Raw genomic sequence first — 26,570 nt, 5'->3', positions numbered from 1 at the left:
ATATGACCTCTTTGTAAAGATCAAATGAACTGCCCGCGCTCTCACCCGAACCGCCGCCCGGCTTCGGTGAAGGTGTACTCGTTCACGATGATCCCCTCCTCTATGGCCTCGTCCGAGGTGAGGTGGTCGTATTCGGCTTCAAGCTGCCGGTAGAGCCAGCGGGCCAGATCGCGCAGCGCCTCGGTCACGATCTCCTCCGCATCGTCGGTCGGCGACTGCCAGGTCGGGCTGTCGCGGGTGATGTCCACGGACATGGTGTATTCGTGGTAGTAGCGGCCACGGTGGCTGGCCTCGGCGGCCAGCTGGTAAAAATTGCGCCGCTGGAGGGCCTGCAGCCGGTCGGCGATGCTGTGCAAGGTTGCGTCCTGTGGCGCGTAATCCCGGATGTGCGCGGCCGCGCCCTTGGCGTGGGACCAATAGCCCTCGAAGCAGGCTCCGTCGCCCTGGCTCCAGAAGCCGGAGAACCAGATGCTGGGCTTGGCCCGCGTCCCGCCGCCCATCAGGCGGACGGGGGTGGTCTTCAGCCGGATGCCGAGGATTTCGCAGACCCGCTCGAAATCCTCGTAGACCGCGTCCCACCAATCGTCGTGGGGGCCAAGCTCGCGATACCAGCTGCGGGCCTTTTCCTTGGCGGCATCTGAAAGTTCTGGGAACTGGTAGACGATGGTGCAGATGAGCTCAGGCATCGATGTCCTCCCCGTTGAGAGCCGCGGCCAGCCATTCGTGACTGCTGGTCCAGCCGAAGGATTTCCGCGCACCGAGATCGATGACATGCGCGCCGCCGCCGAAGGCGTCGAGGCGGGGCCGGGAGCAGGTCAGGGCGTACTGGAACCCCCAAAGGCCGGTAAGGTCGAGGTCGTCGGCAAGGCGCAGCACGAAGCGGATAACCGCCTCGACATCGCCCTGCTCGTCGTCATGGAGCCAGAGGGTGCTGCCCTCGGGGGCGCCCTGGCGCTCGAGAGTGAAGCCCGCGACCTCAGGATCGTCGGCGTCCTGATCCGCAGCGCGCAAGCACTGGAAAAGCGCGAGCGCGCGGGCAGCCTTGTCGGGGGTGCCGACGTCGAGCTGGCACGAAAAATGGGTGAAGTAATCCGCCATGGGAACCTCCTGAATGGGGAAGACCCGGCCAAGAGGCCGGGCGCTGTGTCGGGATGAGGGGGTGGTCGGGAACGATCAGCGGACCGGATCGTCGCCCGCCGCCTGTCGCGCGGCATGGGCGCAGAGCATCTGCTGGTAGAAGCGTTTGCGCGCTGCCCGGAAGCCACGAACGGCGCGAGTGTCGGGGTGCAGCGCCCGGACCGCCGACCGCAGGACGGTGTAGGGCGACGCCGTCGCCGGCAGGCCGAGGCGTTGATAGGACGGGTCGGTCATGTCAGGCGACCTCGACCACGGGCGAGGCGAGATGCGGATCGACCAGCGCCTCGATCCGCGCCGACCGACGCATCCAGGGCTCGGGCCGGATGGCCTTCACCCAGTCAGCGAAACCCGGAATGAAGCCGAGGTCTTCCTTCACATGCTGTTCGCCGACCCAACGGGTCGGGATGATGCGGCCGGTCGAAAGCGTGATGGTCGGCCCGAAAATCGTTTCCGCCATGAAGATGCCCTCGGCATGGTGGCGCAGCGCCCGGTGCCGAAAGTCTGCTGTGATCTCCTTGCTCTGGTCGAACCAGGAATGCACCGCGATGAAGTCGTCGACCGTGCCGCCCCATTTCTTCACCGAGGACAGGGCATGGTGATAAGGATGTGCCATCGCCGCCCCCTCAGAAATCGTGGGTATGGAGTTCGGACGAGGTGAAGCGCTCATTGAACTCGAGGTGGATGCAACGGGCGGAAGCGTCGAAGCAGAACTCGCCGTAGGCGCCGTCGTTGTTCTCCCAGCCGCCATGGGTGTCGGAGAGGAAGTCGTAGGCCAGCTGCTCGACGACATCCTCGAGCGAGAGCTGCCGCATTTCGACTTCGGGGTCGTCCCAGGTGAGCGCGGCGTATGCGATCTCGGTCGCGGGAAACTCGACGGCGGTCTCGCCAGACCAGGCGCCGATGCTTTCGATCTGGCCGCTGTCTCCAGCACCGTCGAAGGTTACGGTGACATGGGTGATGTCGGCGGCCATGAGGCCGTCGAAGAGGCGGTCCTTGTTGCCGGGGCGCAGCGCTTCGATCCGAGCGGCACGCTCGGCATGCGCCGCGAAGATCTGCGCCATGTCGACGGTCGAGGGCGCCATCGGGGGCGCGAGGGTGGGTTCACTCAGGGTCATCGGGTGTCTCCGGTAATGGGAAGGGATCGAAGCCGGGCCGGGCGATCTCTCTCCCCCGGACAAGCTCCAAATCCCCCCTGCCCTCCTCTGCCTCTCGGGCCTCACGCAGCGACCTGCAGCGCCCGGGCGGCAAAGGCGCGCCAGAGCGGATCGACGAGCCGCGCATCCAGAAGATCGGCCCTGTGGCGCAACTGAGCCGCCAGATCGGGCTCACCCCAAGCGGCCGCGCGGCCTGCCTGCGCGCGCAGTTGGCTTGCCTCGGTCACCACGCCCCGCGCCTCGGCCGCACTCGTCACCGGGTGGCACCAGGCGACGGCGTGGTCGCTGGCCGCCCCAGCCAACACGAGGCGCGCGTCACGGTCGAGGATCGCGAGAAGCTGGGGCGCGGCATCCGGGGCGATGCCCTCGGCATGGTCGATCGCGCCCTGCATGGCCTCGGCCAGCGTCGCGAAACAGGCGAGGACGAGCGGGGCGGCGCGGCCCGACATGAGATCAGCCGGCGCGCGGCGCGCCAGGGTCAAGGCAAAGGGGTGATTGGGGTCTGTGTCGCCCAAGGGAGAATATGGTGGGACGCCCCGCGGGTAGGCGGTCGGATGGATCGGCAAGGGCAGGTCAAACATGGGAGTATCTCCGACGGCGCGGGAAGCCTCTCTCCCCGCCTCATCCGTCAAAGACCAAACCGCCGCCCTCTTTCTCGAAGGGGCGGCGGTGATGGGCCCGATGGGCTCTCAGAGCTTGCCGAGGGCCCGCAGGCTCAGCTCCGTACCGGCACCGACGATGATGTGGTCGTGCAGCGTGAGGCCGAGGTACTTGCACCCCTTCTGGATCTCCTTGGTCATGCTGAGATCGGCCTCCGACGGCGTCGGATCGCCGGACGGGTGGTTGTGGATCAGGATCAGGGCGCTGGCGTTCAGCATCAGCGCCCGCTTGATCACCTCGCGCGGATAGACCGGGACATGATCAACCGTGCCGGTCGAGAGAAGCTCATCGGAGATGACGCGGTTCTTGCGGTCGAGATAGAGGACGTGGAAGCGTTCGATGGGCCCGCGAACGCTGAACGCGCAATAGTCCATCAGTGCCTGCCAGCTGCCGATGACCGGGTTCTGGCTGAGGTAGCGGCCGAGGATGTCGCGGGCCTCGAGGACGATGGTTTCTTCCTGGGGGGTCATGGGGGTCTCGCTGAAATGCGCAGGCCGAAGCCCCCTGCCCTCTCGGGGCGAGGCCAGTAGCGTGCGTGTGGAAGGGGAGTGCGCGACCGCCGCGCGCGAAGGCGGTCGCGATATCGGGCCCGGCGTTAGCCGACCCGGTCGAGGAGCTTCTTGGCGCGCCCTTCCATGTCGAGGCGGGCATCCTGCTGGGTCTTGTCGCGCGCAAGCCGCGTGATGCCTTGCACGAAGTCGAAGATACTCTCTGGCGGGCGACCCTCTTCCATCAGCACCTTCTCGATGATCTTGCCGGATTCGGCCTTCGAGAAGCCGCGCTTGCGCAGGAAATCATCCCGGTCCTCGTCCGTCCGCGCCACGATCTGCTGCCGCGCCGCCTTGATGCCATTCACGAACCCCTGCGGCGAGGAATTGGCGAACCGCGTCAGCGCCGGGGCCGCCTCATGAGCAAAGCGCGACGCCGCATACTTCGAGTGGCGGATCTTGATCTCCTGGAAATCCTCCACGCCCCAAAGGTTGCGGTTCTGGCACACGGCCCGCAGGTAGAAGCTCGCCATACCGAGGGTCTTCGCGCCCACTTCGGAGTTCCAGCAGTAGAAGCCCCGGAAATAGAGATCGGGGGAGCCGTCCGGCAGCCGGCCCGCCTCGATCGGGTTGTGATCATCGACCAGGAACAGGAAGACGTCGCGGTCCGAGGCATAGAGCGTGGTCGTGTCGCGGCTGATCTCGACATCGGGGTTGTAGACCCCGGTCGACCAGTCGAGCACGCCCGGCACCTTCCAGCGCGTGTCGCCCGTGCCATTGCCCGCAATGCGCTGCACCGCCTCGACCAGCTCATGGTCATGGATGCGGCCATAGTCGGGGCCGGTCACCGCGCGCAGTTCGGTGCGACCATCTTCCGTCTCGAAGGTCTTCACTTGCTCAGCGCGGTGGTTGGTCAGGCCGTATTGCAGGTTGATCCCCGCCAGCGGCGCAGGCAGCTGGCGCAGGTAGGACGCCGGCGCGCCGACGATGCTCGCTAGCTGGCCGAACGCCCAATGCGTGGGTGCAACCGGTTCATGCGCTTTCGGAAGGACCAGGTGCAGCCGCTCAGCGCTGTCGCGCGCGGCTTCCACCCTGATGTCTGCCGTCTGCACCACCCGGCTGCGGCTGCGCTCGGAGCGGCCTTTCACCGATGTCCAGAGATCGTCGAGCGACAGATACCGCTCGTCATCGGGCCGGTTGAACCATTCGGACGACACCCGCCCGTTCCGCTCACCCCGGCTCACATCCACCTTCCAGCCACCAGCCTTCGTCGGCCGTACCGGGTCCAAAACTTCCACAACGCCCATCGGCTATCTCCCGTGACAGGCGCCGGAAGCCACTCTCCCAGCCCTCAACCCGTCACCGGGAAACCGGCACTCCTCTCACTCTTGGGTTCACAATGGCGAATTAGAGCAAAGCGGCAGTGTCCGAGGCCTGCGGGTGGTCACCTGCGCCATCTGGGGTACAAGCTGCTGGATCGGGCGGACACGCTGGTAAACGAGAACGTCCCGGTTCTTGACCTGCACTTCTACTTTGCGGTCAGAGGTGCGTTCTATTACCGGTGGCGGGATCACGATCCATTCGCCTTGGACGAGGCAGTGAAGAGTTTCCAGCGCCAGATCGGACTCGGGGCTAACGTGGTCCGGTTCTTCCGCGAGGACAAGAACTGGGGCTTCATCCCGGCCCACGCTGGCTACCGGCAGCTTCGCATCATCGAAGAGAAGCGCGGCAACTGGACCTTGGCGAGGGCGCTCTGCAAGCAAGCGAACACAGAGGGCTGGGCAGATGACTGGGACCACCACATCGGTAGGATCGACAAGAATCTGGCGGCGATGAAGACGCTAGGCTGAAGTTTAACAGACCCGGCGGATTTCCCCGCCGGGCCCGAGAGGGAGACCCCGTTCTCAGAACGGGATCTCGTCGTCGCGGTCGACCAGCTCGGGGTTTTCGTTCTCGGCCGACTTCGGGCGGCTCAGGAAGTCGACCTTCTCGGCGATGATCTCGCAGCCGTAGCGGTCGTTCCCCATGCTATCGATCCACTTGGTGTAGTGGATGCGGCCGTGGACGAGGACCTTCATGCCCTTCTCGCAATGCTCCGCGACCGTCTTGCCGAGACCGTTGAAGCAGGTGATGCGGTGCCACTCGGTGTCCATGACCCGGTAGCCGTTATCGTCGCGCAGGACGCGACCTTCCGAGATGCGGGGGCGGGAGGTGGCGAGGCTGAAGTTGGTGATCTTGGTGCCGCCTTGGGTGGTGCGGACTTCGGGGGTCTGACCGATGTTGCCGGCGAGGATGACGATGTTCTGCATGGTAAGCTTCCTTCTGTGTCCTGTCTTCGGGACCGTCCCTTCGACAAGACCCGGAAAAAGCCCGTCGGGTGACGCGTGCACGGTGGACGGAACGGACGCCGGAAACCCCCAGAGGACCGGGGTGGAGCGGGCAGCCCCAAAGGGGCAACACGGCCCGGACTGACGCGGGGTTGCGCGCAGGAGCCCGAACGGGATTAGGGGATTGTCAGTCGAAGGGATGGCCCAAGAGACAGAGATGCGCGGGGAGCCCGTGCCAGAACTCGTCACCCTGCCAATCGGGACAGCCTGACCCCCAGGCCAGCACCTCCCTGGCGGCGAAAACGACGATCAACAGCCTTTGCCACCCCTACCCCAGCCTTCCGGGAGTTGCGGCACCCTGCCGCGACGGGCTATCGATACCGGGACATTCAGGACACGGACCGCATCAATGGCTGATTTCGATCTCGAGGCACTGTCGCTCAGCGAGCTGAAGAAAATGCAGAAGGATGTCGCCAAGGCGATTTCCACCTATCAAGATCGGCAGAAGGCGGAAGCCCGCGCCAAGGTGGAAGCTCTCGCCCGGGACCTCGGCTATTCCCTGGCCGAACTCGTCGGCACCGAGACGAAATCCTCCCGTGCGCCTGCAGCGGCGAAATACCGGCACCCTGAGAACCCGGCACTCACCTGGTCCGGCCGCGGGCGCAAGCCGCAGTGGTTCGTGGAGGCGTTGGAGGCAGGAAAGACCGCGAGCGACCTAGCCATCAGTTGAAGGCTTGACCTACGCTTTCGGCCCGAAGCCGTCATTCATGACAGGCGCGGCGGCTCGCCGCTGTTAGCTTGAAGCGGTCGTTCACCCTAGGCGCCGCGCTCGCGCCCGAGGCAACTTCTTCCAGAAGTTCATGGATGGCACTGCGTCACAATGGCGCCAGCGCAATCCGGAATCACAGCCAGTCGCCGCACGTAAACATGTCCCACCTTGGATGGCCACTAGTGCGAACTCGCTCCGACGCCCACGCGATCCTATCGACCGCGCATATTCAAGGATTTAGGAGTTCAGTCACGAATTTCCTGTTTTGGTGCGCGTTGCGAGGGTCGAAGTCCTTAGGCTGCCGTTTGATTGCATCTGCCAGCTTTTTCTCAGCCCCCAAAATCAGTCGCGAAAAAGCTTCCGGGTTCTCTATTTCGCGCAATGCGGTGGCGGCATATTTCTGCTGCGCAGAATTGCTGTCGAGCGGAGGGAGCTTTCCGAATTCCTTGCGCACTAGGGCTGCAAGAATAAATCTAAACTTCCAAACATTTCTTCTATTCTTGCCTGAGCACATCCCTTCAATTCCCTTTAGAATCTTTGCGGCTAGAAGATATGGCCACATAGAATTACTGTCTTGGAAAATTCGATCTCTATACTTATTCAGAAGAACGCCATAATAGTCGTTAGCATCAACGGGCTCTTCAAAGCAGCAGCTAATCACTGCGTTTGTCAAGTTTGTCAGCGTTACGATGTTATGTGGGGAAAAAGTCGTATCGCTGTACTGCCTTTTCCTACGTTCGTACACTACCCTGTGCGCTTCATCCCCCTCAATGCTAAGGAAAAATCTTTCAAGCCTCTTGTGGAATTCACCCAGTACAACAAAAGCCTCATCTTTGACTTCTGTTTGGCGATTGGTTGCGCGCACAATCTCGTTGATTATTTCCTTGTCCTCAACCTCGATGATCTTCACTGGAACAACTGTCTCAGGCCTCAGTTTGGATTTATTGGAGAAAATAATATTGCTCGTTTGGCAGCCGTTTACGATCTGATAATCGGAAAGAGTGAATTTTTTTCCCACAAGAGAAACCCCTCTTGCAACAATCGTTATGCCATTGTTAAGCGCGGGCAGCCGTCCTTGGCTCTCGTCTGAAGAAATAGTTGCTGAAATTTCATCATTCACTGGGTTTCGACTAAGAAAATCGCGAACGTTTTCATTGAAAACTGCCTTGTGGAGCTTTCCATCGGAATTTGATAAAAGTGTAACGAGTTCGGTGCAGGGCAAAAGCCCAAGGTAGGCTTGTCGTATCCCCGGAATCTGCGGGAGTGAGGCGAACTCATTCATAGACACCTCCTTTTCAACCCGAAGGTTTACTTCCTGGTATCTCTGCTGAAGCCGATCAGAATCCAAAAATTCAAAGGAAACATCAGAAAAGAGTCCTAGGTCCCTAAGGTCCTGCATGCCCGCTTCGGCGCGAGCGATCAAATTCTCATCTTCTTTGAAACTGCCCGCATAACAGTAATAAATGTGAAGCTTTGGCTTGCCTCGAAATCTAACACTTACATCAAAAACGTGATTTGAAAGGTCGCGCTTGTCGGCAATGTCTTCATTGGCTGGCATATAGCTCTTGCCGAAAAACTCTCGGATGCCTTGCAGAAAGCTCCCGACCTCCGCAGCCTTGATGTTTCGGGTTGCCTTCGACTGAATGAAGCAATAGTCAACTGAAATTCTGTGCCGTTCTGAAATTTCATTGACCTGAGCAGGGGCCACCACGTGTATATCGTTTAAAAATATTGCGACGGCATCTATCGCGGTGTCATGAGTGCCCGCGACGACTGCATCCGTGAGCTCCGTATGCTCTGAAAAGTCTCGATGCATCACACAGTATGCGGAGAAAAACTCAAATATATCGGACTCTTTCTCTCCTTCCAAGTCGTACGTTTTGGAGAACTCACGCAGATAAGAGCCAAGAATAGGATCGTCCATATTTTCTCGCTTTAATTTATTCAGTTTGCAGCTCGCAGCTTATTGCACCTCACTCGCGCCTACAGTAATCGAAGGCGTAAATGCTGAAGCCACGCAAGCATCCCTTTTCGCACCAGTCTCGGTAGGTTAGCTAGGCGGTATCGATCTATCAAGTCACATGCGGTCTACGCTTGGTATACAGGGTGGGAGCCTCTGATGGAAAGGCTCGCGAAGCTCCGTTTCTGTGGGCCGCCGGTGTTCGCGCGGATTGTCGAACAACAGCTTTCTGAGTTTCTCTGCCGTTAGTCTTTGTCGCAGCGAACGGCAGTTCACCGCCGATGCTGTTGAAAAAGTCTTTGTTGCAGCGCGGCAAGTCCCTTGATTCACTCGATTATGAGGGGATTGGAGGATTTCGTCATGATGGGCATCCAAACGGCACCGGCACAGCTGTTCTATGACTTCGATCTGGAGCGTCATGTTCCTTCCGGTCATATGCTTCGCGAGATCGACCGGTTCCTCGACGTGGATGGCATGAGAGAGGCCGTGCGCCCGTTCTACAGCCACCTCGGGCGTCCCTCGATCGATCCAGAGCTGATCATCCGCATGTTGGTCATCGGTTACGTCATGGGCATCCGATCGGAACGTCGCCTCTGCGACGAGGTCCATCTGAACCTCGCCTATCGCTGGTTCTGTCGGCTGGGCCTGGAGGGGAAAGTCCCGGATCACTCGACATTCTCGCGGTATCGCCATGGCAAGTTTCGCGAAAGCAATCTGCTGCGACAGGTGTTCGAAGCCACGGTCGAGCGTTGCCTGAGGGAGGACTTGGTGGCAGGCGAGGGCTTTGCCGTGGATGCCAGCCTGATCTCCGCTGACGCCAACAAGGCCCGGTCAATCGCAGCCGAGGACTGGAGCCCTGAGGTCGCACGCGATGCTGGTAACCGGGCGGCGCGGGAATATCTGGACACGCTGGATGATGCCGCCTTCGGCGCCGCGTCACCGACCCAGCCGAAGTTCGTGGCCAAGTCCGACCCGGCGGCGCAATGGACCCGCGCCGAGGAAAGTCGCCCCTATTTTGCTTACGCCACCAACTACCTGATCGACACCAAAAGCTCGGTAATCATGGATGTTGAGGCGACGCGAGCCATTCGCCAGGCCGAAGTCGGGGCGTCGCGCACGATGCTCGACAGAACCGAGAAGCGGTTCGGGATCAGGCCGGATTGGCTGGCGGCCGACACGGCCTATGGCAACGCCGAGAACCTCGGATGGCTGGTTGAGCAGCGGAGCATCGTCCCCTTCATCCCGGTGATCGACAAGTCGGAGCGGACTGATGGCACCTGGTCCAGATCCGACTTCGAATGGGACGAGGCGAATGATCAATACATCTGCCCTGAAGGGCACGCTCTCAAGCAATATCGCCGGAACTACTCCGATCCGAACCGGGGTCAGGACACCGGCGGGCGGAAGAAATATCGTGCCCTGAAGGCGACATGCCAGACCTGTCCATCCAAGGAAATCTGCTGCCCGAAAGCTGAGGCCCGATACGTCACCCGTGAACCCCACGAGGAAGCACGCGAGTTCGCCCGCGAATGCCGCAAGACCAAGGCCTACAAGGTATCCCGAGACAAGCGGAAGAAAGTAGAGATGCTCTTCGCACATCTGAAGCGCATTCTCGGCCTGACCCGGCTACGCCTGCGCGGCCCCAATGGTGCGAAGGACGAATTCCTCCTCGCCGCCATCGCCCAGAACCTCCGAAAGCTCGCAAAGCTGCGGCCTCAGTGCGCCAACTCGGAGGCCACGGCATGATCTAAGTGGCCAGATAGTCGCTACAAGGCGGCGCGACGGGCGATTGTCCGAACCAAACGGCGACACCCGAGCCTGAGGGCAGCTCAAAACGCGTTCTCAGGCCGACTTTTTCAACAAAATCCGCCCTCTGCGCATCAAGATCTGCGCTGGCGGCACACAAGCGTTCTTCAGATCGGCACCGCCGATCACTCTGTCGGCGATAGGCCCGGGGGCGCGCCTGCGCCCTGCCGGGCCCTCGGTAAGTGAGGCCGAAGCCTCACCCGAAGGGATCGTATTCCGAGACGATCACGACCTCGTCTCCGTCGATCTCATCGGCGGGGACGGCGCCGAAGGTTCCATCCCCTGCCTGGAAGACGACGATCGAAACCATGAGCGTGGCGGCGAGGGAGGCGGCGAAAGCGTGGGCATCTTTGCGGGACATCTGTTTGGCTCCTGTCTTGGAGGCGGGGGACCATCCCCCGCACGACAGGACCCCGCAGGCCCGAAGACTGGCTGACATCACCGGGTGCGTTCGGCTCGTCCGAATCCACCCGGCGGCACGGGCTTGCCCGTAGTCCGACCCCTCGCGGGTTGATCTCGAAGACGGGATTCGGGGCAAGGAAGGGAATGGCGAGCGGGGGATGGTGCCCCAACGTCAGGAGCCAGTTGTCCGGCTGATGCCTGGAACGCCACAAGCCTCCCGGGCAGGCTCGTGGTTGAAGACTTTCGTCTTTGGGGATGGATCCTTTGGCGCCCCGCGATTTCGCGGGACGAGGGTCTGGTCGGTGAGAGGCCCGCCTTTCGGAAGGCCCCTCACGCATTGTCAGGGCTCAGGCGGCCAGGTCTGCGTCCCCTGCCCTGTCGCCGTCCTCGGCACCGACGATTTCGAGACGGGCATTGCGATAGCCTTCCCGTGCGATCCAGAGCTCGGCCGCAGTGATGGATTCCGCCAGATGCAGGAGCTCAGTGTTGCCACCGAAGTCCAGAAGCACGCGCACCTGCCCGGGCTTTGGTTCCTCGGCGACCTCGAAGACTAAACGGCTGTCCGCCGAATGGCTGCGCATGATGGTGACGAGGATGACCCCGTCGGAGGAGAAGTTGCCTTCATGTAGCGTGAAGGAGGCTGGCGCTGTCCAGGTCGGATAGGCCCGGGGCGGTTCCTTCTTCACGAGACGGCCCACGCCGTTCGAGCGCTCCCAGGCCGCGAGCTTCTTCGTGAAACGTGCCGGCGGCTTGGGACAGCCGTCGGTGTAGCGAATAAGCGCCCCGAGGGGGGCTGTGTCGATGATGGTTGTTGCAGACATGATTCCTCATCCTGAATGCGAGCTCTTGCATTCATTATATTGATATTGTTGTGTTTTATGAGAGAAGGGGGCGGGTTTCCCCGCCCCCAGATGGCGCAGATCACTCTGCGGCCATCATCGACGCATTGCCGTCGGGCAAATCAGCCATCAGGAAGGCCGGGAGATCGACCTCTTCGGGCTGGCCAGCGTCCTGCCCCTGCCCTTCTCCGACCGCCTCGCCGTCCTGCGCGGCCAGATCGGTCCGGCGGAGGACCTCGGGCAACCAACCGCTGCCCTTCAGAAGCCGCTCGGCCTCGGTAGCCATCTCGCCCTTCTTCAGGTGATCGAGAAGCTGCGCGGCCCCCTCTCCCTTCGCCTCGCGCACGGCCTCGAGGATCCGTGCCTTGGGCACACGGTTGAGATAGCCATCGACCGTCGGCTCCCAGCCCGCTTCGACCATGTCGAGATCGACGGCACGCGCCACAAGATCGGCATGGGCCATGCGGCGGGTCAGGCCGCTGGCGGAGATGCCCGCCCCATAGGGGTTCACCTTCTCATGAAGCGCGTTGATCCCGAAGCTGAGGCAATGCGCGAGGAGAGCCAGACGACTGCCTTGGTCGAGTACCGTCAGATAGTCCCAGAGCGCGGCATCATCGCCGAGAGCCAGATCGACCTCCCAGGCGGCGTGACGCTCATCGACCAGCTTCGCCACGACGCTGTCCTTCAGATCGGGCGCCTGAGCCGACATGTAGACGTGGCGCACCGATGCTTCGAGACAGCTGCCCGAAGCAGAAGAGGTGCGGAAGGTGTCCTTCACCAGCTTCAGGAGCAGGAGTGTCAACGCGACGTCCGGCGAGCGCCCGATGGCCTCGCGCAGCGCAAGGGTCCGGTGGGCCGTCAGTTCCATGACCAGTCGCTCGGGCAGCGGCTTGAGTGCACCATCATCTTCCTCATCGGACGCATCCGAGCCGATCGGCTGACCACCCGAAGTGATGACGGTGCCCCCGGCGGAAGTCGCCGATGGTTTCCAGCTGGAACCACCGACATCATCCCCCTGCCCCATGGCCTCCGCGCCATCACCATCCTGGACCGCGGTCTCCTCGCGCAGCTCATCCTCGGGCCGGACATAGCCACGGTAGACCGCGAGACTGCCGTCCCGATCCAGCGTGACGAAGACGCCCGCGCGCCCGACCTCCGCCGGATCGTAGATCAGCGGCTGCTGCTCGAGCGCTTCCATCGCCATTTCGAGCTGACCGAGCCGCGCGTCGATCTCCTCGGGGTATTCGTCTTGGCCGGAATACTCCTCCTCCAGCGCACGATACTCGGCGAGGAGCGAAGCGTGGGCCGCGCTTTCCTCGTCGGTCATCGGGGCGGGATCACCGGCCAGACGCCGTAGACCGTGGCTGTAGCCATAGGGCAGGTCGGTCGCCACTTCGATCCACTTCCAGCCTTCAGAGGAAAGCGCTTCGGCCTCAGTCTGAAGCTTCTCGGCCACCAGCCGGTCGAGCAGGGCAGGGTCCTCGAGCCAACCACCGTCATCACCCTGGAAGAGATCGCGCAGCACGACACCACCCGCCGCCTCATAGGCATCGATACCGACGAAGATCGCGCGACGATCCGATGCCCGGACCGAGGTCTCCGTCAGGATGCGCCGAATGGCATAAGGCTCCTTGTTCCAGGAATTCTTTACCGCGTCCCAGACCTGCACCTGACGCACGTGATCCGGGTTCACCGTGAAGGCCATCAGCTGTTCCAGCGTCATGCCATCCTCGGCATAGACCTCGAGCAGGGCAGGGGCCACGGAGGCAAGTTTCAGGCGCTGCTTGACGATCTGCGGCGTGACGAAGAAGGCCGCCGCGATTGCTTCCTCGCCCTGACCCTTCTCACGCAGGGTCTGGAACGCACGGAACTGGTCGAGCGGATGCAGAGCAACGCGCTGCATGTTCTCCGCCAGAGAGTCGTCCTCGGCGAGGATCGGTGACGCAGCCTCCCGCACGATGCAGGGGATCGGCGCGGTCTTGGCCAACCGCTTCTGCTTCACCAGCAGCGACAGCGCCTGGAAACGACGACCACCGGCCGGGATCTCGAACAGCCCGGTTTCGACGCCATCGGCATCGAGCACAGGTCGGACGTTCAGGCTCTGCAGCAGCCCGCGGCGGGCGATGTCTTCTGCAAGTTCCTCGACCGAGACGCCAGCCTTGATGCGCCGTACGTTGGACTGGCTCAGCACGAGCTTGTCGAAGGGGATGTCCCGCGATGGGGACAGCGTGATTTTCTGGGCAACTTTCGCCATCAGATCTTCTCCACGACGGGCGCCGGAAGCCACTCTCCCGATCTCACTTCCCGTCACCCCTCAACTCACCAACCTTTTCCTCTCATCGTTCATAATCGCGCGACCCGTCCGGCGGTTCACAGCTGTGAACTGTCTCGAGCGTCACGAGAGTTCACAGCTGTGAACATCATGCCGCGGTTCGCCGGGACATCAGCGCCATGACCATCGGCCCGCAGGAGAACTCGCCCGCCGCTGCCTTGGATGTCAGCGCACGGAGGTAGCCACCGGGCGATCGGATGTCCGCAAAGCGTTCCAGCATAGCGACGACAACGATCGATGCCTGCTCGGGGCCCATGAACCGTTGCGCTTCTTCCCAAGCTGACGCGCTGATCCCCATGGCCGGCCGTACATGGCAAGCCGCGTCGAAAAGCTGATGCCAATGGCGGATGTCGCCTTGGTAAAAGGTTTTGAGCGACGGGCAGCCAGCGATCACCAGATGGAGCGGGATCTTTGGCACGCGTCTTGTGTCGGCTTCTTCCACGTCAGCACCAGGTGCATCCGTTTCAACATCTGGCGCGTCGGCCGCCGCCCCGCCTTTTTCTAAGGCAGGTTCAAAGTCTATAGATTCTTCATTTGAATTATGATGGTGACGCTCAAAACTGGCATCATTGGTGTTCATTTCTTCTGTTTCAGGGCCGTCAATGACGTTGCGTGCATGGTCTAGAAGGGCTTCAAGGTCGGCTCTAAATGCCGAAAGCTCATCGAACGCGAGCTTGCGGCGGAGGGCGCGCGCTGTCAGGACAGCCTTGTCGCGTAGTTGGTCCCAGAGGCCAAGACCTGGCCGGATCTCCTCTCCAAACTCCGCCACGGCAGCGAGATCGCGCCGCATGAGGCTCACGACCTCCCGCAGCCGACGCACACGGTCCTCGGCCTCACGCACGGCCTCTGCGGCCCGTGCCACCTCTTCGGACCGGCAGTAGAGTGGCGAGAGATCAAAGCCAAAAGCCACGCGCTCTTCGCCATGCCTGCGGACATACCTCTTCCCGTTGGGGCTATCGCGTCGCATGAGCAAGCCTGCCTCGACCAGGCGGGCCAGGTGACGGCGCATCGTAGAGCAGGGCATGCCATTCAGCCGCTCGCAGATCGCCTTGTTGGACGGGAAGACGACCATCTCGGAGTTCCCGCCAAGCGCATCATCGGGAAAGAAGCTGAGAAGCCCCTGCAGGACGGTCAGATCGCGCTCGGTAACCCCAAAGGCGGCCTGCGCCTTTGAAAGCTCGCGAAGGAGCTCCCACTTGTTAACGGGCTTGCCTGGAACAGACGCCTCAGGCCGCTCGACCACGCGCAGATGGGCGTGCGAGATCGGCCGCATAAACGGCGAAATTGGTGTGTACTCCATGATGTCAGTTCACGAAGGCAAAGAAAGACCGCGCCGCGAATCACATATGACTTGCGGTTTGCGCGCTGGCCCACTACCTTGAAGGTGCTAAGATCAAAGTTGGGGTCTCGTGGAGCGCAAGCTTTGCGGGACCTTTTCTTTAGCCTGTACCGTGCCTCCTTCTTGTTGCTGCTCTACCTCTCTTCATGTCTCGTGTTTCCAGCGATCATGAAGCTCTTCGAGGACGTCCTGCGCACGGGCGTCGAGCCACTGTGCAAAGGCATCGTCCACATCCGTTAGGTCCAGCCTGACTGCCCGAGCCGACCTCTTGATGGCTCCCACAGGTGCGCCATCGATCAAAAGGGGCGTCGCTTTTGGTCTCGGCCTCTTGTCAAGAGAAGGACCACTGGTCCTTTTCACATGACGGACAACGGCCTCAAATGCCGCGACCGAAGGATCAACCGGGGGCTCCTCGTCGGCCAGTGCGCCTGCGGCCGCTTTGCCACGGGCATCAATCGCAACCCGGCACAGCTCGTCCATGCCCATGCCGGAGTTGGAGAGTTCCTTCGCCAAGGATTCCCATCTGGGGCGCCCGATTCCATGAGCCGGTCCGATCGCATGGGCCAAGGCTGTCCCGATCGCCTTGGCAACCGAGATCGACATCGAAACCGCAGAACGGGTCACGTTCAGCACTTCGGCAATCTGAGCCTGCGAACCAAAGCCGTTGTCGAGCAGTTCCTGCGCAAAGAGGGAGCGTTCGATGTAACTGAGGTCGCGCCTTCCGGTGTTCTCGGAAACCTGGGCGCGCAACGCGGCCGTATCGTCCAGGTTCGCGATAAGCGCTCGAACCTTCTTGACCTTGTCGGAGGCACGAATGGCCTCAAGACGTCGGCGTCCATAGACAAGGAGATAGCGATTGGTCTCGGTCGGGTGGCGCCTTACGAGAATGGGGACGGTCTGGCCGTTCTGCTCTATCGAGGCGCGCAGATCATGCACATCCTTGGGGTCGAGGCGATCCGAGTACCTTTCGTCCTCGATCTCAACCGGATCGAGTTCCCAGACATGGTGAGCATCCACAGCATCGCGCGCAGAGCGGAGCGCCCGATTACTTGACATCATGCTGCCCGGGGGAGGGGGCGTGCCCGCCGCCGCCAAACTGTCGAGCATGGACATGCGCTTTTTCTTGCTGTCGGTCATCAGCGCCCCCACGTCTTCTGGATGAGCTGGGCGATCTCATCGTTGACGGCATTCAGGCTTTCGATTGCCCGGTCATAGGTCGTCCGGGTAAAGGCGCTCCGCTCGACTTCGTACAGGGTCTGCTTCGTCAGGCCGGCATCCGAGATAGCCGTCGACTTAAGCATCGGAGCGTTCAATACCTTGTCTCCGTACATCGTCCGTAGGAAGGCGACGATGCGGTTCTGTGGCGCGTCCGTCGGCTCGTAGCGGGTCAACAGATAGCGCATCCAGTCATGCGACATGTCGGCTCCGCTGTCGGCGATGACATCCATGAGATCGGCTGTCATCCTGAGGAACTGGCTCATCGACATCACGTCGAGCATCTCGGGATGGATCGTCACAAGAACGCCTGTCGCGGCCGACAGCGCGGACATAGTCAAGAACCCGAGTTGCGGAGGACAGTCGATGACGACGACGTCATACCGATCATCGACCTGTGCCAGCGCCTCCTTCACGCGGAAGAAGAACAAGCCCGCGTTGCCACGAGAAAGAGCCCGGGGCGTTTCGTGCTCGAACTCCATGAGTTCGAGGTTTCCGGGAATCAGATCTAAGTTTGGTATGTAGGTCTTGCGGATGACCTTTGCGATCGGAACCGGGTCTTCGTAGCGGATCGCATCGTAGAGTGTGCCACCATCACGCAGGTCGAATTCCGGCTGAACCCCGTGCAAGGCCGTAAGCGAAGCCTGCGGATCAAGGTCGATTGCCAAGACACGATACCCCTTGAGGGCCAACCGCTGCGCAAGATGCGCCGAGGAGGTTGTCTTGCCGCTGCCACCCTTGAAGTTCATCACGCCGATGATCTGAAGATGATCCCCAGCGCGGCGACCAGGCAGGTAGTCTCCCGGCTTGCGAGCCGTTTTCTCCAACAGGATCCGTAAGTTATGGATATCTTCGGCCGAATAATGCCGCCGGTTCCCCGATGAGACCTCTGGCGACGGCCCCTTGCCATCAAGGTGAAGTTTCCTGAGGTATGAGTCGTTGACGCCCAGCAGTGCAGCAGCTTCCCCAGAGGTGAATTTGCGCATAGTCTTCGAAGCGTCGGGCGGGAACAGGCTCTCACGCTGCGAATGCAATTGCGCCGCCAACAACTCGGAGTGCTGGCGGATCACAGCGTTCAGGTCTTCTGGTGTATCGGCTCTGCTCATCTGCCCTCGCGCGTCCGTGGCGTGTTCACGGATTTCGGCGTTTAGTCGCCCTTTTCCGTGACTATTGCCGGAGGACTCAGATTCGTGCAAGCACTTTCTAGATCTGGTGTCGGCCACTGCGTGACGCACAAGAGTAGCCCAAGCTCGCGGACAGGCTTGCCCATGTAGTTAGTGTAATATACATTACTGTTCGTATATCCACGCAGGAGGCCAAAATGCAGGTCGCAAAATGGGGCAACTCGCTGGCCGTTCGCTTGCCCGCGGAGCTTGTCCGGGAACTTGGCCTCAAGGAAGGGGATCAGATCGATCTGGTCAAGGACGACGGCCAGGTCAGAGTCCGTCGTCTGGCGCGCGCGGATGAGGTGCTGACGGGGCTGCGCCGCTTCCGGGGCAAGCTGCCCGCTGCGGCACGCCTGAGCCGCGACGACGCGCATGAGCGCTGAGTTCGCGGATACGAATGTCGTTCTTTACCTGCTCGACGACGGCCCGAAGGCCGATCGCGCCGAGGTCATCCTGGGGCAGGGGCCCCGGATCAGCGTTCAAGTCCTGAACGAGACGCTGGTCAACTGTCGCCGCAAGGCTGGCCTGAGTTGGGAGGAAGCAGGGGCGTTTCTCGAGGGCGTGCGCGCCTTGTGTCCCGTCGAAGACCTGACCCTTCAGACCCATGACGTCGGCCGCGCCTTGGCGGAACGCTACGGCTTCTCGATCTACGACGCGATGATCGTGGCCAGCGCTTTGGTTGCAGGCTGCACCACGCTGTGGAGCGAGGACATGCAAGATGGCTTGCTGGTGGAAGGCCAACTTCGCATCATCAACCCCTTTGCGCGAGCGGACAGTTTCTGAGCTTGGCGTCTGCCAAAGTCTTGTAATCCTTCCATGTCATGGAGGATTCGCAAGGTTGTTAGGCTACTCAAGCAGACCCAACCTCTCCGCCCGCTCCAGCAGCATCTTCACGGATGACGGCTGCCAGCTTGTCCGCCCACGGGGTGTTCGCTCACGCATGGCTTCCAGCCGGCTGCAGATCGCCTGAAGCGTGATGTCCGGATCCGCGCCCTTGATGGCGGCGACGATGGCGGGCAAGCGATCATCCGTCTCGCGGCGGCCGGCGCGGGCGAGCACAGTCTCGGGCAGAAAGCCTTCGCGGACATAGGCGTTCACGGCACGTAGCAAGCGGCTTTGTGTCCAGCGGCGTTCGCGGGGCAGGGGGCCGTTAACGATCCGCAGTACGTCTTCCCACGCCATGTCGGGCCGCAGGCGGCGCACATGGGGCACCCAGTCCTGCGCGGTTTCGTTCAGCCGTTCCATGTAGCCGTCCTGTCGCGCCAGCCGCACCTTGCGAAGAGCGGCAGGGTCTTTGGCCCGCAGTCCAGGGTTTCCGCCCACGCGGCCCTTTGTGCGCGCGCTGGCGAGGCCGGCCTTGGTGCGTTCGCGGATCAGGGCGCGCTCGAACTCCGCCGCGGCGCCCAGGACTTGCAGGGTGAACTTGCCCTGCGGCGAGGACGTGTCGATCGGATCGGTCAGAGAGCGAAAAAAGGCGCCTTTCGCCTCCAGCCGCTCGATCACCTCCAGCAGATGCGAGAGCGACCGCGCCAGACGGTCGATGCGCACCACCACCAGCGTGTCGCCCTTGCCGATCCGCTCGAGCACGCGGGCCAGCACGGGCCGCGCGCGGTTGCCGCCCGAGGCCTGCTCCTCGTAGATCTCGACGCAGCCCGCAGATTTCAGGGCCTGCGACTGGGGCAGGGGGGTCTGATCCTCGGTCGAGACGCGGGCGTAGCCGATCAGGGGCATATAGTCAGGCCGTTTGCAGTTGCATACATTGCCAATAAACGACCGTTTGTAAACAGATGCAAGGGCGCTCTCTGTGGCGCTGCTCATCAAAAAGCCCTTGGTTTTCATACGCTGAGCGCGATCAGAGATATCTCGCAGACCACCGCGCGCACGTGCTATATGAGGTGTGCAGGCGCACCCTGACAAAACACTTGGGTAAACTGCAAAACTGCCGTATTTTGCACATATGAAGCCTCAAGTATCTACACAGTATGGTAGTTTTGATGATCCTCTAGTGGATGCGGAAGGGCTTGAAGAGACGTCTGAGGACGACCTGTGGTTCCTACCCGGACCGATGGAAGTGGAGCCGGATTATCTGCCGCCCGGACCGAGGGCAGAGCTGCGTGAAACCGCAGTCCTCGACGCTTGGCGGAAGGCAGAGGCAGGCAATGCCGCCCGTCTCGCCCGTGTGGCTGGCCGGATTGGCGCGCTGGATGACCGTCTGCGCCGTGGCCCGGAAGGCTGGCGACACAGGCTCGCGCTGATCGAGGCGGCAGACCTCAGCTGGTTTGTGGGCGACCGAATTGGCCCGGATCGGCTGGCACTCTGGATATCCATGCGCCTGTCGGGTGTGCAGGACGACACCGCGGCGCTCGCGCGTGTCGGATGGGCGGTGCGGCGTCTTACAGGCGGTCCCGGCCCAGAGGTGGACCTATCCGCTTTCCTCGATCGCCGTGACCCTGAAAACATGGCGGATGAAGCCGAGCCCTTTGCGGATCGCGCGGGCGGGTGGCTTGACCTGATGGCGCAAGCCGCCGACCTGCACCCGATCACACGCGCCTGCATGGGGTTTCATCTCTGGAGCCTTGCGGGCCTCGGGCAACAGGGCGACCGGATAGAAGCGGCGGTTACCGCCGCACGCATTGCCGCCAGCGAAGGCCCTAATTCGAATGGGGGGGCCATCTTTGCGCCTCTGGCTATACGCGGGGCAGGGGGGTTGCGCGCCGGTGGCCTCCCGGCTGAGCGCTTGGAGCGTTGGCTCGAGGGAATGGCAACCTCATGCCTGACCGCAATGCGACACCTCGACGATATTCAGGCATGGTCAGCGCGGGCGGAAACCGTGATGGCTCCGCTCTCTGGGAAGACACCACCAGCATTGCGCGCCGTGCTGACCGAATGGCCCCTCGTCTCCGCCCCAATGGCCGAGACCCTGACCGGTGCCAGCCGCGCCGCCGTCCAGCGCAACCTCGCATGGATGGAAACGCGAGGCCTTATCCGCGAAGTGACCGGGCAGGGGCGGTATCGGATGTGGTGCGCCACCAACTGAAAACCGCAGCAATATTTATGCCTCCAGCATATCCTCTTCTATTATTCAGGCAGATCCCCGTCAGCGAACAGGTTGGGGAAAAGTCGCTCACGGTAGTCGAGAGAAAACGCAGAACGCATGGGCGTCTTCGGTGAGGCGGATGACAGTTAGCCGACTGATGTTAGCTTGCTCAGCGTGTTGCGCGCCGTGCGCTCGGAGGTCTTGAGGACGATCTGCGCCTCTCCGCGTTCCAGCGCACCAGACCGAAGAACCGCCGAAATAAGGTCGGGCGCACACTTGTCATCGACAGTATCCTCGACCAGACGCCGATAACGTTTTTCGAGACCGCCTAGGTCAAAGAGCTTGGCCAAGAAGGTGATCTGATCCAGCGCAACCTTCAGGAACCATTCGCAATATGTCTTCAGGGCGGCCTCAGAGAGGTTACCCCGCCCGTCTCGATCGCCGCGCCGCGGGCTGTCGCTTGGGAGCACCAGATCGGCACCGCGCTGGGACCTGATCCTGCGGGACGAGTGGGTGATAGATACCTACTTGATGCTCCGCGCATTGATCCGTTAACCCGTGGGCCTCAAGGGAAGCAGAGAAAGCGCTTGAATAGCCCTCGTTCTTTTGAAGCCGTAATTGGTGATTTTGAAATCAAAGAGACGGACGGTTCTGTCATGCCATTGAGGGATTGCTGTGCCTGTACATGGTTAAGGTTCCGTGGATGGCTCTGGAAGTCGGGTTTCTCTAACAGTGCCCGCGCCAGCTACCGCGTGTCAGGTCGCCAAGCCAATTGACTCTCCGTCATCTTTGACCGACGCTTCACTTGTTGGATGGTACCGTTCTTGGCTGCAGATCGCTTTATGCGCTGTATTCCTCGGCACTATTGAGTGTTCCGAGAAATTCAGCTGATCGATTTAGCCGAACCAGCGTTGGCTGCTGCCTGATTGATTCAAATCTCGGAGAGGAGACTACCCATGTCAAAAGATCAAGCAGGGTCTGCGACCGGCACAGCGCAGCGCAGTCTTGTCGTGCAGGAATTTACCAACGGCATTCTGGACCCATCGCAGCCAATGCTTGGCCCAGTTGAAGACGGCGGCACGATAATCGCCAATACCGCACCAGGATGCTGGGGACCAATGATCACCCCGCGTCTCCGCGGCGGACACGAAGTAACAAGACCTGTCTATGTGAATGGCGCAGAGCCGGGCGATGCGCTGGCGATCAGGATCCGCGACATCACCGTAACCGCCATTGCTACCGCGTCAGGACACGATTCGTCACCCGAAGGGTTCTGTCTTGGCGACCCCTATGTGGCGGCTCGCTGCCCGCATTGCGACACGCTCTGGCCCGAAACCCATGTCGAAGGGATCGGACCGGACGCGGTGCGCTGCGACAAGTGCGGCAATCCCGTCAAGCCGTTCGAGGTGGTTCACGGCTATACCGTCGTGTTCGACGAGACCCGCAGTGTCGGGGTGACCATGCCCAAGAAGGCGGCCGAGAAGATTGCGCATAATGCCGAGCATTACGCAGCGCTGCCCGATCATTCCGTTCAGCACCCTATCCTCGTCTACGCGCCCTCTGACATGCCCGCAGTGATGGTCCGGATGCGACCGTTTCTCGGGCAACTGGGCACGACGCCGTCGATGCCGTTGCCAGACTCGCATAATGCGGGTGATTTTGGTTCGGCCTTGATTGGCGCACCTCACCAATACGCGGTGACGGCAGAGCAATTGGATGAGCATCGCACAGATGGGCACATGGATATCGATGCGGTGCGCGACGGCGCGATTCTGCTGACACCGGTCAAGGTGCCGGGGGCGGGCGTTTATATCGGTGACATGCATGCCGGACAGGGTGATGGTGAGATCGCGGGGCACACGATGGATGTGGCCGGCAGCGTCACACTACAGGTTGAGGTGATCAAGGGCCGCACCCTTGCCGGTCCGGTGCTGTTTCCCCGCCTTGACGATCTGCCACCCATGGCCCGACCCTTCAGCGCCGATGAAAAGACGAAAGCCATAGCACTGGCGCGGGAATGGGACATTGACCAGTTGGAGGAAACGGCTCCGATCTCGGTTATCGGCACTGGCCCGACACTAAATCAGGCGATCGAGAACGGGCTGGCCCGCGCCGCCGACCTGCTTGGCATGACGGTCCCCGAGGTGCGAAACCGTGCCACCATTAACGGGGCTATCGAAATCGGTCGTGCGCCGGGCGTCATTCAGGTGACATTCCTTGCGCCGCTGTCTGCATTGGACGCAGCCGGAATCGGGAAATTCGCACGCGAGCAATACGCGATGTAACAGGAAAGAGATGACGCCGCGGCAGTCTGCAATGACCTATATCAAAGCGGACTGCCGGATGCCGTTTAGCGTTAACGGGTTCGCGCGCTCACACGAAAGTTACTGATCGGAGGACACACATGAAACCGACGAAAGAGCAATCAGTATGGATGTATGGAACCATGGTGCTAAGCCGCCGCTTCGAAGAAGCGATCGAGAAGATCTATCTTGAAGGCAAGACCCCCGCGTTCAACATGGCCAGCGGCCCGATCCCAGGTGAGATGCACCTGTCGAACGGGCAAGAGCCGGTCGCGGTGGGCGTTTGTGCGCATCTGGAGGCGGACGATATCGTGACCGCAACCCACCGCCCGCACCACCAGGCAATCGCCAAGGGTGTGGATCTGAAAAAGATGGCGGCCGAAATCTTTGGCAAGGCGACCGGCCTGTCCGGCGGGCGGGGTGGCCACATGCACCTGTTCGATCCGGCGGTGAACTTCGCCTGTTCGGGCATCATTGGCGAAAGTTGCGGGCCCGCTTGCGGGGCTGCGCTGTCGCGCAAGTTGCAGAACAAGCCGGGAGTCGCGGTCGCTTTTCTGGGTGAAGGTGCCGCGAACCAGGGGGCTTTTCACGAAGCGCTCAACCTTGCCGGGGTCTGGAACCTTCCGGTCGTTTTCGTGATCGAGGACAATTCCTGGGGGATTTCGGTTCCCAAGTCCGAGGCGACAGCTGTGGCACGCAATGATGTGCGCGCGGCGGGCTACGGTATGCCCGGGCATTACATTTCCGGCAACGATCCCTATGCGATCTTTGACATCGCAGGTCAGGCAATCGCGCGAGCCCGCGACGGCAAGGGTCCGACGCTGATCGAAATCGAGACCTATCGCTTGGCGGGGCATTTCATGGGAGATGCGGAGCAGTATCGCCCAAAAGGGGAGAAGGAAGCGCTGTTTGCCAAGGATCCGATCCCCAAAATGCGCGAACGCCTAATCGCTGAGGGCCATGCCGCCGAGAGCTTAGACAAGCTTGAAGAGCGCGCCGAGGCCCGCGTGGCCGAAGCGATCACCTTTGCCCGCAACAGCGAGTATGCGCCGGAAACCGATGCGTTGACCGCCGTTTTTGTCTGATTTTCCGACCTCCACAAATCTGTGGCATGAAAGGATTTGACCCATGCTTGACCAACCGACCAACGAACGCCGCCTGACCATTGCGCGCGCGATGGCCGAGGCGATGCAGCAGGAAATGCAGCGCGACCCGAGCGTTTTTGTGATGGGCGAGGATATCGCCGGTTTCGGCGGTATCTTCGGCAATACCCGCGGCCTGTTCGAGGAATTCGGCAAGGAGCGGGTGCGCGATACGCCGATCTCCGAAACCGGCTTCATCAGTGCGGCTGTCGGTGCCGCCATGGACGGGATGCGGCCTGTCGTGGAACTGATGTTCGTCGATTTCTTCGGCGTCTGCTTTGACGCGATCTACAATCAGATGGCCAAGAATACCTATTTCTCGGGCGGAAACGCATCCGTCCCAATGGTGCTGATGACTTCAACGGGGGGCGGCTATTCGGATGCGGGTCAGCACTCGCAATGCCTTTACGGGACTTTTGCGCACCTGCCGGGCATGAAGGTCGTTTCACCCTCGAACGCCTATGACGCCAAGGGGCTGATGACCGCGGCGATCCGCGACGACAACCCGGTGGTCTATATGTTCCACAAGCAGTTGCAGGGTATGGGTTGGTTGGGCACCGAAGCGGGCGCGACAGTCAACACACCCGAAGAGGGGTATACCGTCGAGATCGGCAAAGCCAAAGTGGTGCGCGCCGGCACGGACGTGACGCTGGTCGGCCTGGCCATGGGGGTGCACAACGCGCTGAAAGCCGCCGACAAGCTGGCGGACGAGGGTGTCAGCGCCGAGGTTGTCGATCTGGTTTCGCTGGTCCCGCTGGATCGGGAGACGGTGATCAATTCAGTTGCCAAAACCGGTCGTTTGATCGTGGTGGACGAGGATTATCACAGCTATGGCGTGTCGGGTGAGATCATCGCGACCGTGACCGAGCACGATATCTCGAAGCTCAAGGCATCGCCGGCCCGTGTGACCTTCCCGGATGTGCCGATCCCCTATGCGAAGCACATGGAGCAGTTCTGCCTGCCCAATCCTGACAAGATTGTCGCCGCCTATCGCAAGATGTAGAATTTCGTCTCAAGTATAGGAGTGAACGCATGGCGACAGACGTGAAGGTGCCACAGGATCTTTGGGAGGATGACGGCATGGAAGCCGTCATAACCAACTGGCTGGCAAGTGACGGCGCAAATGTGCGCAAGGGCGCGCTGATCGCCGAGATAATGGTTGAGAAGTCGCAATTCGAGGTCACGGCGCCCGCCGACGGAATTCTGACGATCGCGAAACAGATCGATGACATCGTACGCAAGGGAGACGTGATCGGGCAGATCACGTGATCACCGCGGCGGCGACCGACCCTGTGCGGAAACTGGCACTTGCCGATGCACTGGCGTGGGAGGCTGCACGCCTGACCGACATTGCCGTCGGACGCCGCGATGCCGCTGCCCTGCTTTGGTCCTGCGAACCTGCGCTGGTTGCGCCTTCCAAGATGGCCAAGCTTCCCGGTTTCGCCCGCGCATGTGCGCAGGCCGCCGATGCTGGCTGGCCGGTGCATCTGCGCGCCACAGGCGGCGATCTGGTGCCGCAGGGGCCTGACATCGTTAACCTGACGCTTTTGTTTCGCGGGCCGCAGGGCGCGGCGTCCACGCTGGAGAGCGCCTACAAGCGCCTGACTGCGCCGATCCGCGAGGCACTTTCCCAAGCAGGCATAAGCTCTTGCCACGGATCCGTGGCGGGTGCCTTTTGTGATGGCCGGTTCAACATAACCGTGATGGGCCGGAAATTCGCCGGAACCGCTCAGCGCTGGCGCCCGATGGCGGGTGAAATGGCAGTTCAGACCCATGCGATGATGTTGATACGCACCCCGGACGAAAACACGATCACGACGCTCAACCGTTTTTATCTCGATTGTCGAATAAAACGGGTGATCCATGCCAGCGCACATGTCGGATTGCACGACCTGGTTCAACTGGACGATAAGGAAGCTATCCAACACCGTTTCCTCCGCATGATCGCTGATCGGGCACATTTGTGGTCGGCGCCGAGACTGTCATGATGGGGTCTGATGCGGGAGGGGGGCAGAATAGTACGTCCGGCATTGTCAAGTTCTTTCGGTGTGATTTGAAACAGGCCCTTCAGCTGATTTCAAGCCGTCATCTTTGCAGCGTAGGCTGCCCAAAGGCTGACCGCATCCGATCGAGCATGGCGATACGATGTGACGGTGAGGTGATAGCGTCGAGGTTCGAAGACGGCGTCGATTTGGTCATGAGCGGCAAGGAAGCGTTGTGCTTGCCTCGGTGACTTGAGTCGCCCCATGATTTTCTCTCGTAGTCGGGTCGGTCTGCAACTGCCTCCAATCCTGTTGTTGAGGCCTTGGTGAGCACGATGGTCCGCTTCCGGTGATAGTGTCCCAACGCGTAGTGTAGCAGGCCACGCGCGGAGCCCCTCCGGCGTAGCGCAGCGCGCGGCCGGGGGTGGCTCTGGCGGTCATCGTCGATCTTCGGGAAGGTTCGTGTCGCGTAGCCCTTAATTGTGAGATGAGGAATTCAATGAATTCAACGA

General features: G+C 61.3%; 28 protein-coding genes and 2 pseudogenes. 11 read left to right on the top strand and 19 right to left on the bottom strand.

Annotated features, from left to right (window positions below; genetic code table 11):
• Window positions 1-41: 41 nt before the first annotated feature.
• The 8 genes from BMI90_RS16560 to BMI90_RS16525 form a co-directional block, all read right to left on the bottom strand.
• Window positions 42-686, bottom strand: coding sequence for an antitoxin of toxin-antitoxin stability system (locus BMI90_RS16560; RefSeq protein ID WP_078530612.1), 645 nt, complete (start codon window positions 684-686; stop codon window positions 42-44).
• Window positions 679-1,098 (bottom strand): hypothetical protein, encoded by a 420-nt coding sequence (locus BMI90_RS16555; protein ID WP_078530611.1) that lies wholly within the window; start codon window positions 1,096-1,098, stop codon window positions 679-681. Before BMI90_RS16555 ends, BMI90_RS16560 begins: the two co-directional genes overlap by 8 nt.
• Before the next feature lie 75 nt (window positions 1,099-1,173).
• Entirely contained in the window at window positions 1,174-1,371 is a 198-nt protein-coding gene (locus BMI90_RS16550) for a hypothetical protein (RefSeq protein WP_078530610.1), read from the bottom strand.
• A 1-nt stretch (window position 1,372) separates the two neighbouring features.
• The gene (locus BMI90_RS16545; protein WP_078530609.1) at window positions 1,373-1,750 is read right to left on the bottom strand and encodes a hypothetical protein; all 378 of its coding nucleotides are present in this window, start codon (window positions 1,748-1,750) and stop codon (window positions 1,373-1,375) included.
• Between the two features lie 10 nt (window positions 1,751-1,760).
• Window positions 1,761-2,252, bottom strand: coding sequence for a DUF6878 family protein (locus BMI90_RS16540; protein WP_078530608.1), 492 nt, complete (start codon window positions 2,250-2,252; stop codon window positions 1,761-1,763).
• A 101-nt stretch (window positions 2,253-2,353) separates the two neighbouring features.
• On the bottom strand, window positions 2,354-2,872 hold the full coding sequence (locus BMI90_RS16535; protein ID WP_078530607.1) for a DNA repair protein RadC: 519 nt from the start codon (window positions 2,870-2,872) through the stop codon (window positions 2,354-2,356).
• 108 nt (window positions 2,873-2,980) lie between these two features.
• On the bottom strand, window positions 2,981-3,421 hold the full coding sequence (radC, locus tag BMI90_RS16530; RefSeq protein WP_078530606.1) for a DNA repair protein RadC: 441 nt from the start codon (window positions 3,419-3,421) through the stop codon (window positions 2,981-2,983).
• Window positions 3,422-3,546: 125 nt separating this feature from the next.
• Window positions 3,547-4,746, bottom strand: coding sequence for a DUF932 domain-containing protein (locus tag BMI90_RS16525; protein ID WP_078530605.1), 1,200 nt, complete (start codon window positions 4,744-4,746; stop codon window positions 3,547-3,549).
• Between the two features lie 291 nt (window positions 4,747-5,037).
• On the opposite strand from BMI90_RS16525, the gene BMI90_RS19010 reads away from it, so the two are divergent.
• Window positions 5,038-5,289 carry a hypothetical protein gene (locus BMI90_RS19010; protein ID WP_246831574.1) on the top strand — a complete coding sequence of 84 codons (252 nt, stop codon included), beginning with the start codon at window positions 5,038-5,040 and terminating at the stop codon, window positions 5,287-5,289.
• A 54-nt stretch (window positions 5,290-5,343) separates the two neighbouring features.
• On the opposite strand, the gene BMI90_RS16515 is transcribed toward BMI90_RS19010, so the two are convergent.
• Window positions 5,344-5,748, bottom strand: coding sequence for a single-stranded DNA-binding protein (locus BMI90_RS16515; protein WP_078530604.1), 405 nt, complete (start codon window positions 5,746-5,748; stop codon window positions 5,344-5,346).
• Between the two features lie 427 nt (window positions 5,749-6,175).
• On the opposite strand from BMI90_RS16515, the gene BMI90_RS16510 reads away from it, so the two are divergent.
• Window positions 6,176-6,496, top strand: coding sequence for an H-NS histone family protein (locus BMI90_RS16510; RefSeq protein ID WP_078530603.1), 321 nt, complete (start codon window positions 6,176-6,178; stop codon window positions 6,494-6,496).
• Window positions 6,497-6,764: 268 nt separating this feature from the next.
• On the opposite strand, the gene BMI90_RS16505 is transcribed toward BMI90_RS16510, so the two are convergent.
• Window positions 6,765-8,459, bottom strand: coding sequence for an AIPR family protein (locus BMI90_RS16505; RefSeq protein ID WP_078530602.1), 1,695 nt, complete (start codon window positions 8,457-8,459; stop codon window positions 6,765-6,767).
• 396 nt (window positions 8,460-8,855) lie between these two features.
• Here BMI90_RS16505 and BMI90_RS16500 point away from each other — a divergent pair, with 396 nt between their 5' ends.
• Window positions 8,856-10,241 carry an IS1182 family transposase gene (locus BMI90_RS16500; RefSeq protein WP_078530601.1) on the top strand — a complete coding sequence of 462 codons (1,386 nt, stop codon included), beginning with the start codon at window positions 8,856-8,858 and terminating at the stop codon, window positions 10,239-10,241.
• A 256-nt stretch (window positions 10,242-10,497) separates the two neighbouring features.
• On the opposite strand, the gene BMI90_RS18820 is transcribed toward BMI90_RS16500, so the two are convergent.
• The 6 genes from BMI90_RS18820 to repA form a co-directional block, all read right to left on the bottom strand.
• Window positions 10,498-10,662, bottom strand: a complete 165-nt coding sequence (locus tag BMI90_RS18820; RefSeq protein WP_007803240.1) for a hypothetical protein — start codon at window positions 10,660-10,662, stop codon at window positions 10,498-10,500.
• 388 nt (window positions 10,663-11,050) lie between these two features.
• A complete protein-coding gene (locus BMI90_RS16495) occupies window positions 11,051-11,524 on the bottom strand; it encodes a hypothetical protein (protein WP_078530600.1) in 474 nt (157 codons plus the stop codon).
• Window positions 11,525-11,624: 100 nt separating this feature from the next.
• The gene (locus BMI90_RS16490) at window positions 11,625-13,796 is read right to left on the bottom strand and encodes a ParB/RepB/Spo0J family partition protein (RefSeq protein WP_078530599.1); all 2,172 of its coding nucleotides are present in this window, start codon (window positions 13,794-13,796) and stop codon (window positions 11,625-11,627) included.
• A gap of 166 nt (window positions 13,797-13,962) precedes the next feature.
• Entirely contained in the window at window positions 13,963-15,174 is a 1,212-nt protein-coding gene (repC, locus tag BMI90_RS16485; RefSeq protein ID WP_078530598.1) for a plasmid replication protein RepC, read from the bottom strand.
• A 183-nt stretch (window positions 15,175-15,357) separates the two neighbouring features.
• Window positions 15,358-16,350, bottom strand: coding sequence for a plasmid partitioning protein RepB (gene repB, locus BMI90_RS16480; RefSeq protein WP_078530652.1), 993 nt, complete (start codon window positions 16,348-16,350; stop codon window positions 15,358-15,360).
• A complete protein-coding gene (repA, locus tag BMI90_RS16475) occupies window positions 16,350-17,534 on the bottom strand; it encodes a plasmid partitioning protein RepA (RefSeq protein ID WP_078530597.1) in 1,185 nt (394 codons plus the stop codon). Before repA ends, repB begins: the two co-directional genes overlap by 1 nt.
• Before the next feature lie 215 nt (window positions 17,535-17,749).
• On the opposite strand from repA, the gene BMI90_RS16470 reads away from it, so the two are divergent.
• Both BMI90_RS16470 and BMI90_RS16465 read left to right on the top strand, forming a co-directional pair.
• Window positions 17,750-17,977 (top strand): AbrB/MazE/SpoVT family DNA-binding domain-containing protein, encoded by a 228-nt coding sequence (locus tag BMI90_RS16470; protein WP_078530596.1) that lies wholly within the window; start codon window positions 17,750-17,752, stop codon window positions 17,975-17,977.
• Window positions 17,967-18,377 (top strand): PIN domain-containing protein, encoded by a 411-nt coding sequence (locus BMI90_RS16465; protein WP_078530595.1) that lies wholly within the window; start codon window positions 17,967-17,969, stop codon window positions 18,375-18,377. The genes BMI90_RS16470 and BMI90_RS16465 overlap by 11 nt, the downstream gene beginning before the upstream one ends.
• 63 nt (window positions 18,378-18,440) lie before the next feature.
• Here the strand turns inward: BMI90_RS16465 and BMI90_RS16460 are convergent, their stop codons facing one another.
• The gene (locus BMI90_RS16460; protein ID WP_078530594.1) at window positions 18,441-19,325 is read right to left on the bottom strand and encodes a recombinase family protein; all 885 of its coding nucleotides are present in this window, start codon (window positions 19,323-19,325) and stop codon (window positions 18,441-18,443) included.
• A gap of 226 nt (window positions 19,326-19,551) precedes the next feature.
• On the opposite strand from BMI90_RS16460, the gene BMI90_RS16455 reads away from it, so the two are divergent.
• Window positions 19,552-20,631: a hypothetical protein gene (locus BMI90_RS16455; protein WP_078530593.1), complete on the top strand. Its 1,080-nt coding sequence runs from the start codon at window positions 19,552-19,554 to the stop codon at window positions 20,629-20,631.
• Window positions 20,632-20,672: 41 nt separating this feature from the next.
• Here BMI90_RS16455 and BMI90_RS16450 read toward each other — a convergent pair.
• Window positions 20,673-21,092 (bottom strand): annotated as a pseudogene (locus BMI90_RS16450) (Fic family protein); the annotation flags it as partial.
• 495 nt (window positions 21,093-21,587) lie between these two features.
• Between BMI90_RS16450 and BMI90_RS16445 the strand changes: the two are divergent.
• The 5 genes from BMI90_RS16445 (at window position 21,588) to BMI90_RS16425 (ending at window position 26,064) form a co-directional block, all read left to right on the top strand.
• The gene (locus BMI90_RS16445) at window positions 21,588-22,916 is read left to right on the top strand and encodes an acetamidase/formamidase family protein (protein WP_078530592.1); all 1,329 of its coding nucleotides are present in this window, start codon (window positions 21,588-21,590) and stop codon (window positions 22,914-22,916) included.
• Window positions 22,917-23,035: 119 nt separating this feature from the next.
• Window positions 23,036-24,019: a thiamine pyrophosphate-dependent dehydrogenase E1 component subunit alpha gene (locus BMI90_RS16440; RefSeq protein WP_246831573.1), complete on the top strand. Its 984-nt coding sequence runs from the start codon at window positions 23,036-23,038 to the stop codon at window positions 24,017-24,019.
• Window positions 24,020-24,062: 43 nt separating this feature from the next.
• Window positions 24,063-25,079 carry an alpha-ketoacid dehydrogenase subunit beta gene (locus tag BMI90_RS16435; RefSeq protein WP_078530590.1) on the top strand — a complete coding sequence of 339 codons (1,017 nt, stop codon included), beginning with the start codon at window positions 24,063-24,065 and terminating at the stop codon, window positions 25,077-25,079.
• Window positions 25,080-25,108: 29 nt separating this feature from the next.
• Window positions 25,109-25,345 carry a lipoyl domain-containing protein gene (locus BMI90_RS16430; protein WP_078530589.1) on the top strand — a complete coding sequence of 79 codons (237 nt, stop codon included), beginning with the start codon at window positions 25,109-25,111 and terminating at the stop codon, window positions 25,343-25,345.
• Window positions 25,342-26,064 (top strand): hypothetical protein, encoded by a 723-nt coding sequence (locus BMI90_RS16425; protein ID WP_078530588.1) that lies wholly within the window; start codon window positions 25,342-25,344, stop codon window positions 26,062-26,064. The genes BMI90_RS16430 and BMI90_RS16425 overlap by 4 nt, the downstream gene beginning before the upstream one ends.
• A gap of 89 nt (window positions 26,065-26,153) precedes the next feature.
• Here BMI90_RS16425 and BMI90_RS19005 read toward each other — a convergent pair.
• Window positions 26,154-26,456: pseudogene (locus tag BMI90_RS19005) on the bottom strand (IS6 family transposase); the annotation flags it as partial.
• Window positions 26,457-26,570 lie beyond the last annotated feature (114 nt).

Source organism: Thioclava sp. L04-15 (assembly GCF_002020275.1).
Lineage (GTDB): Bacteria > Pseudomonadota > Alphaproteobacteria > Rhodobacterales > Rhodobacteraceae > Thioclava > Thioclava marina.
The sequence above is the reverse complement of the archived record's forward strand: the minus strand, read 5'-3'. Positions and strand labels throughout refer to the sequence as shown.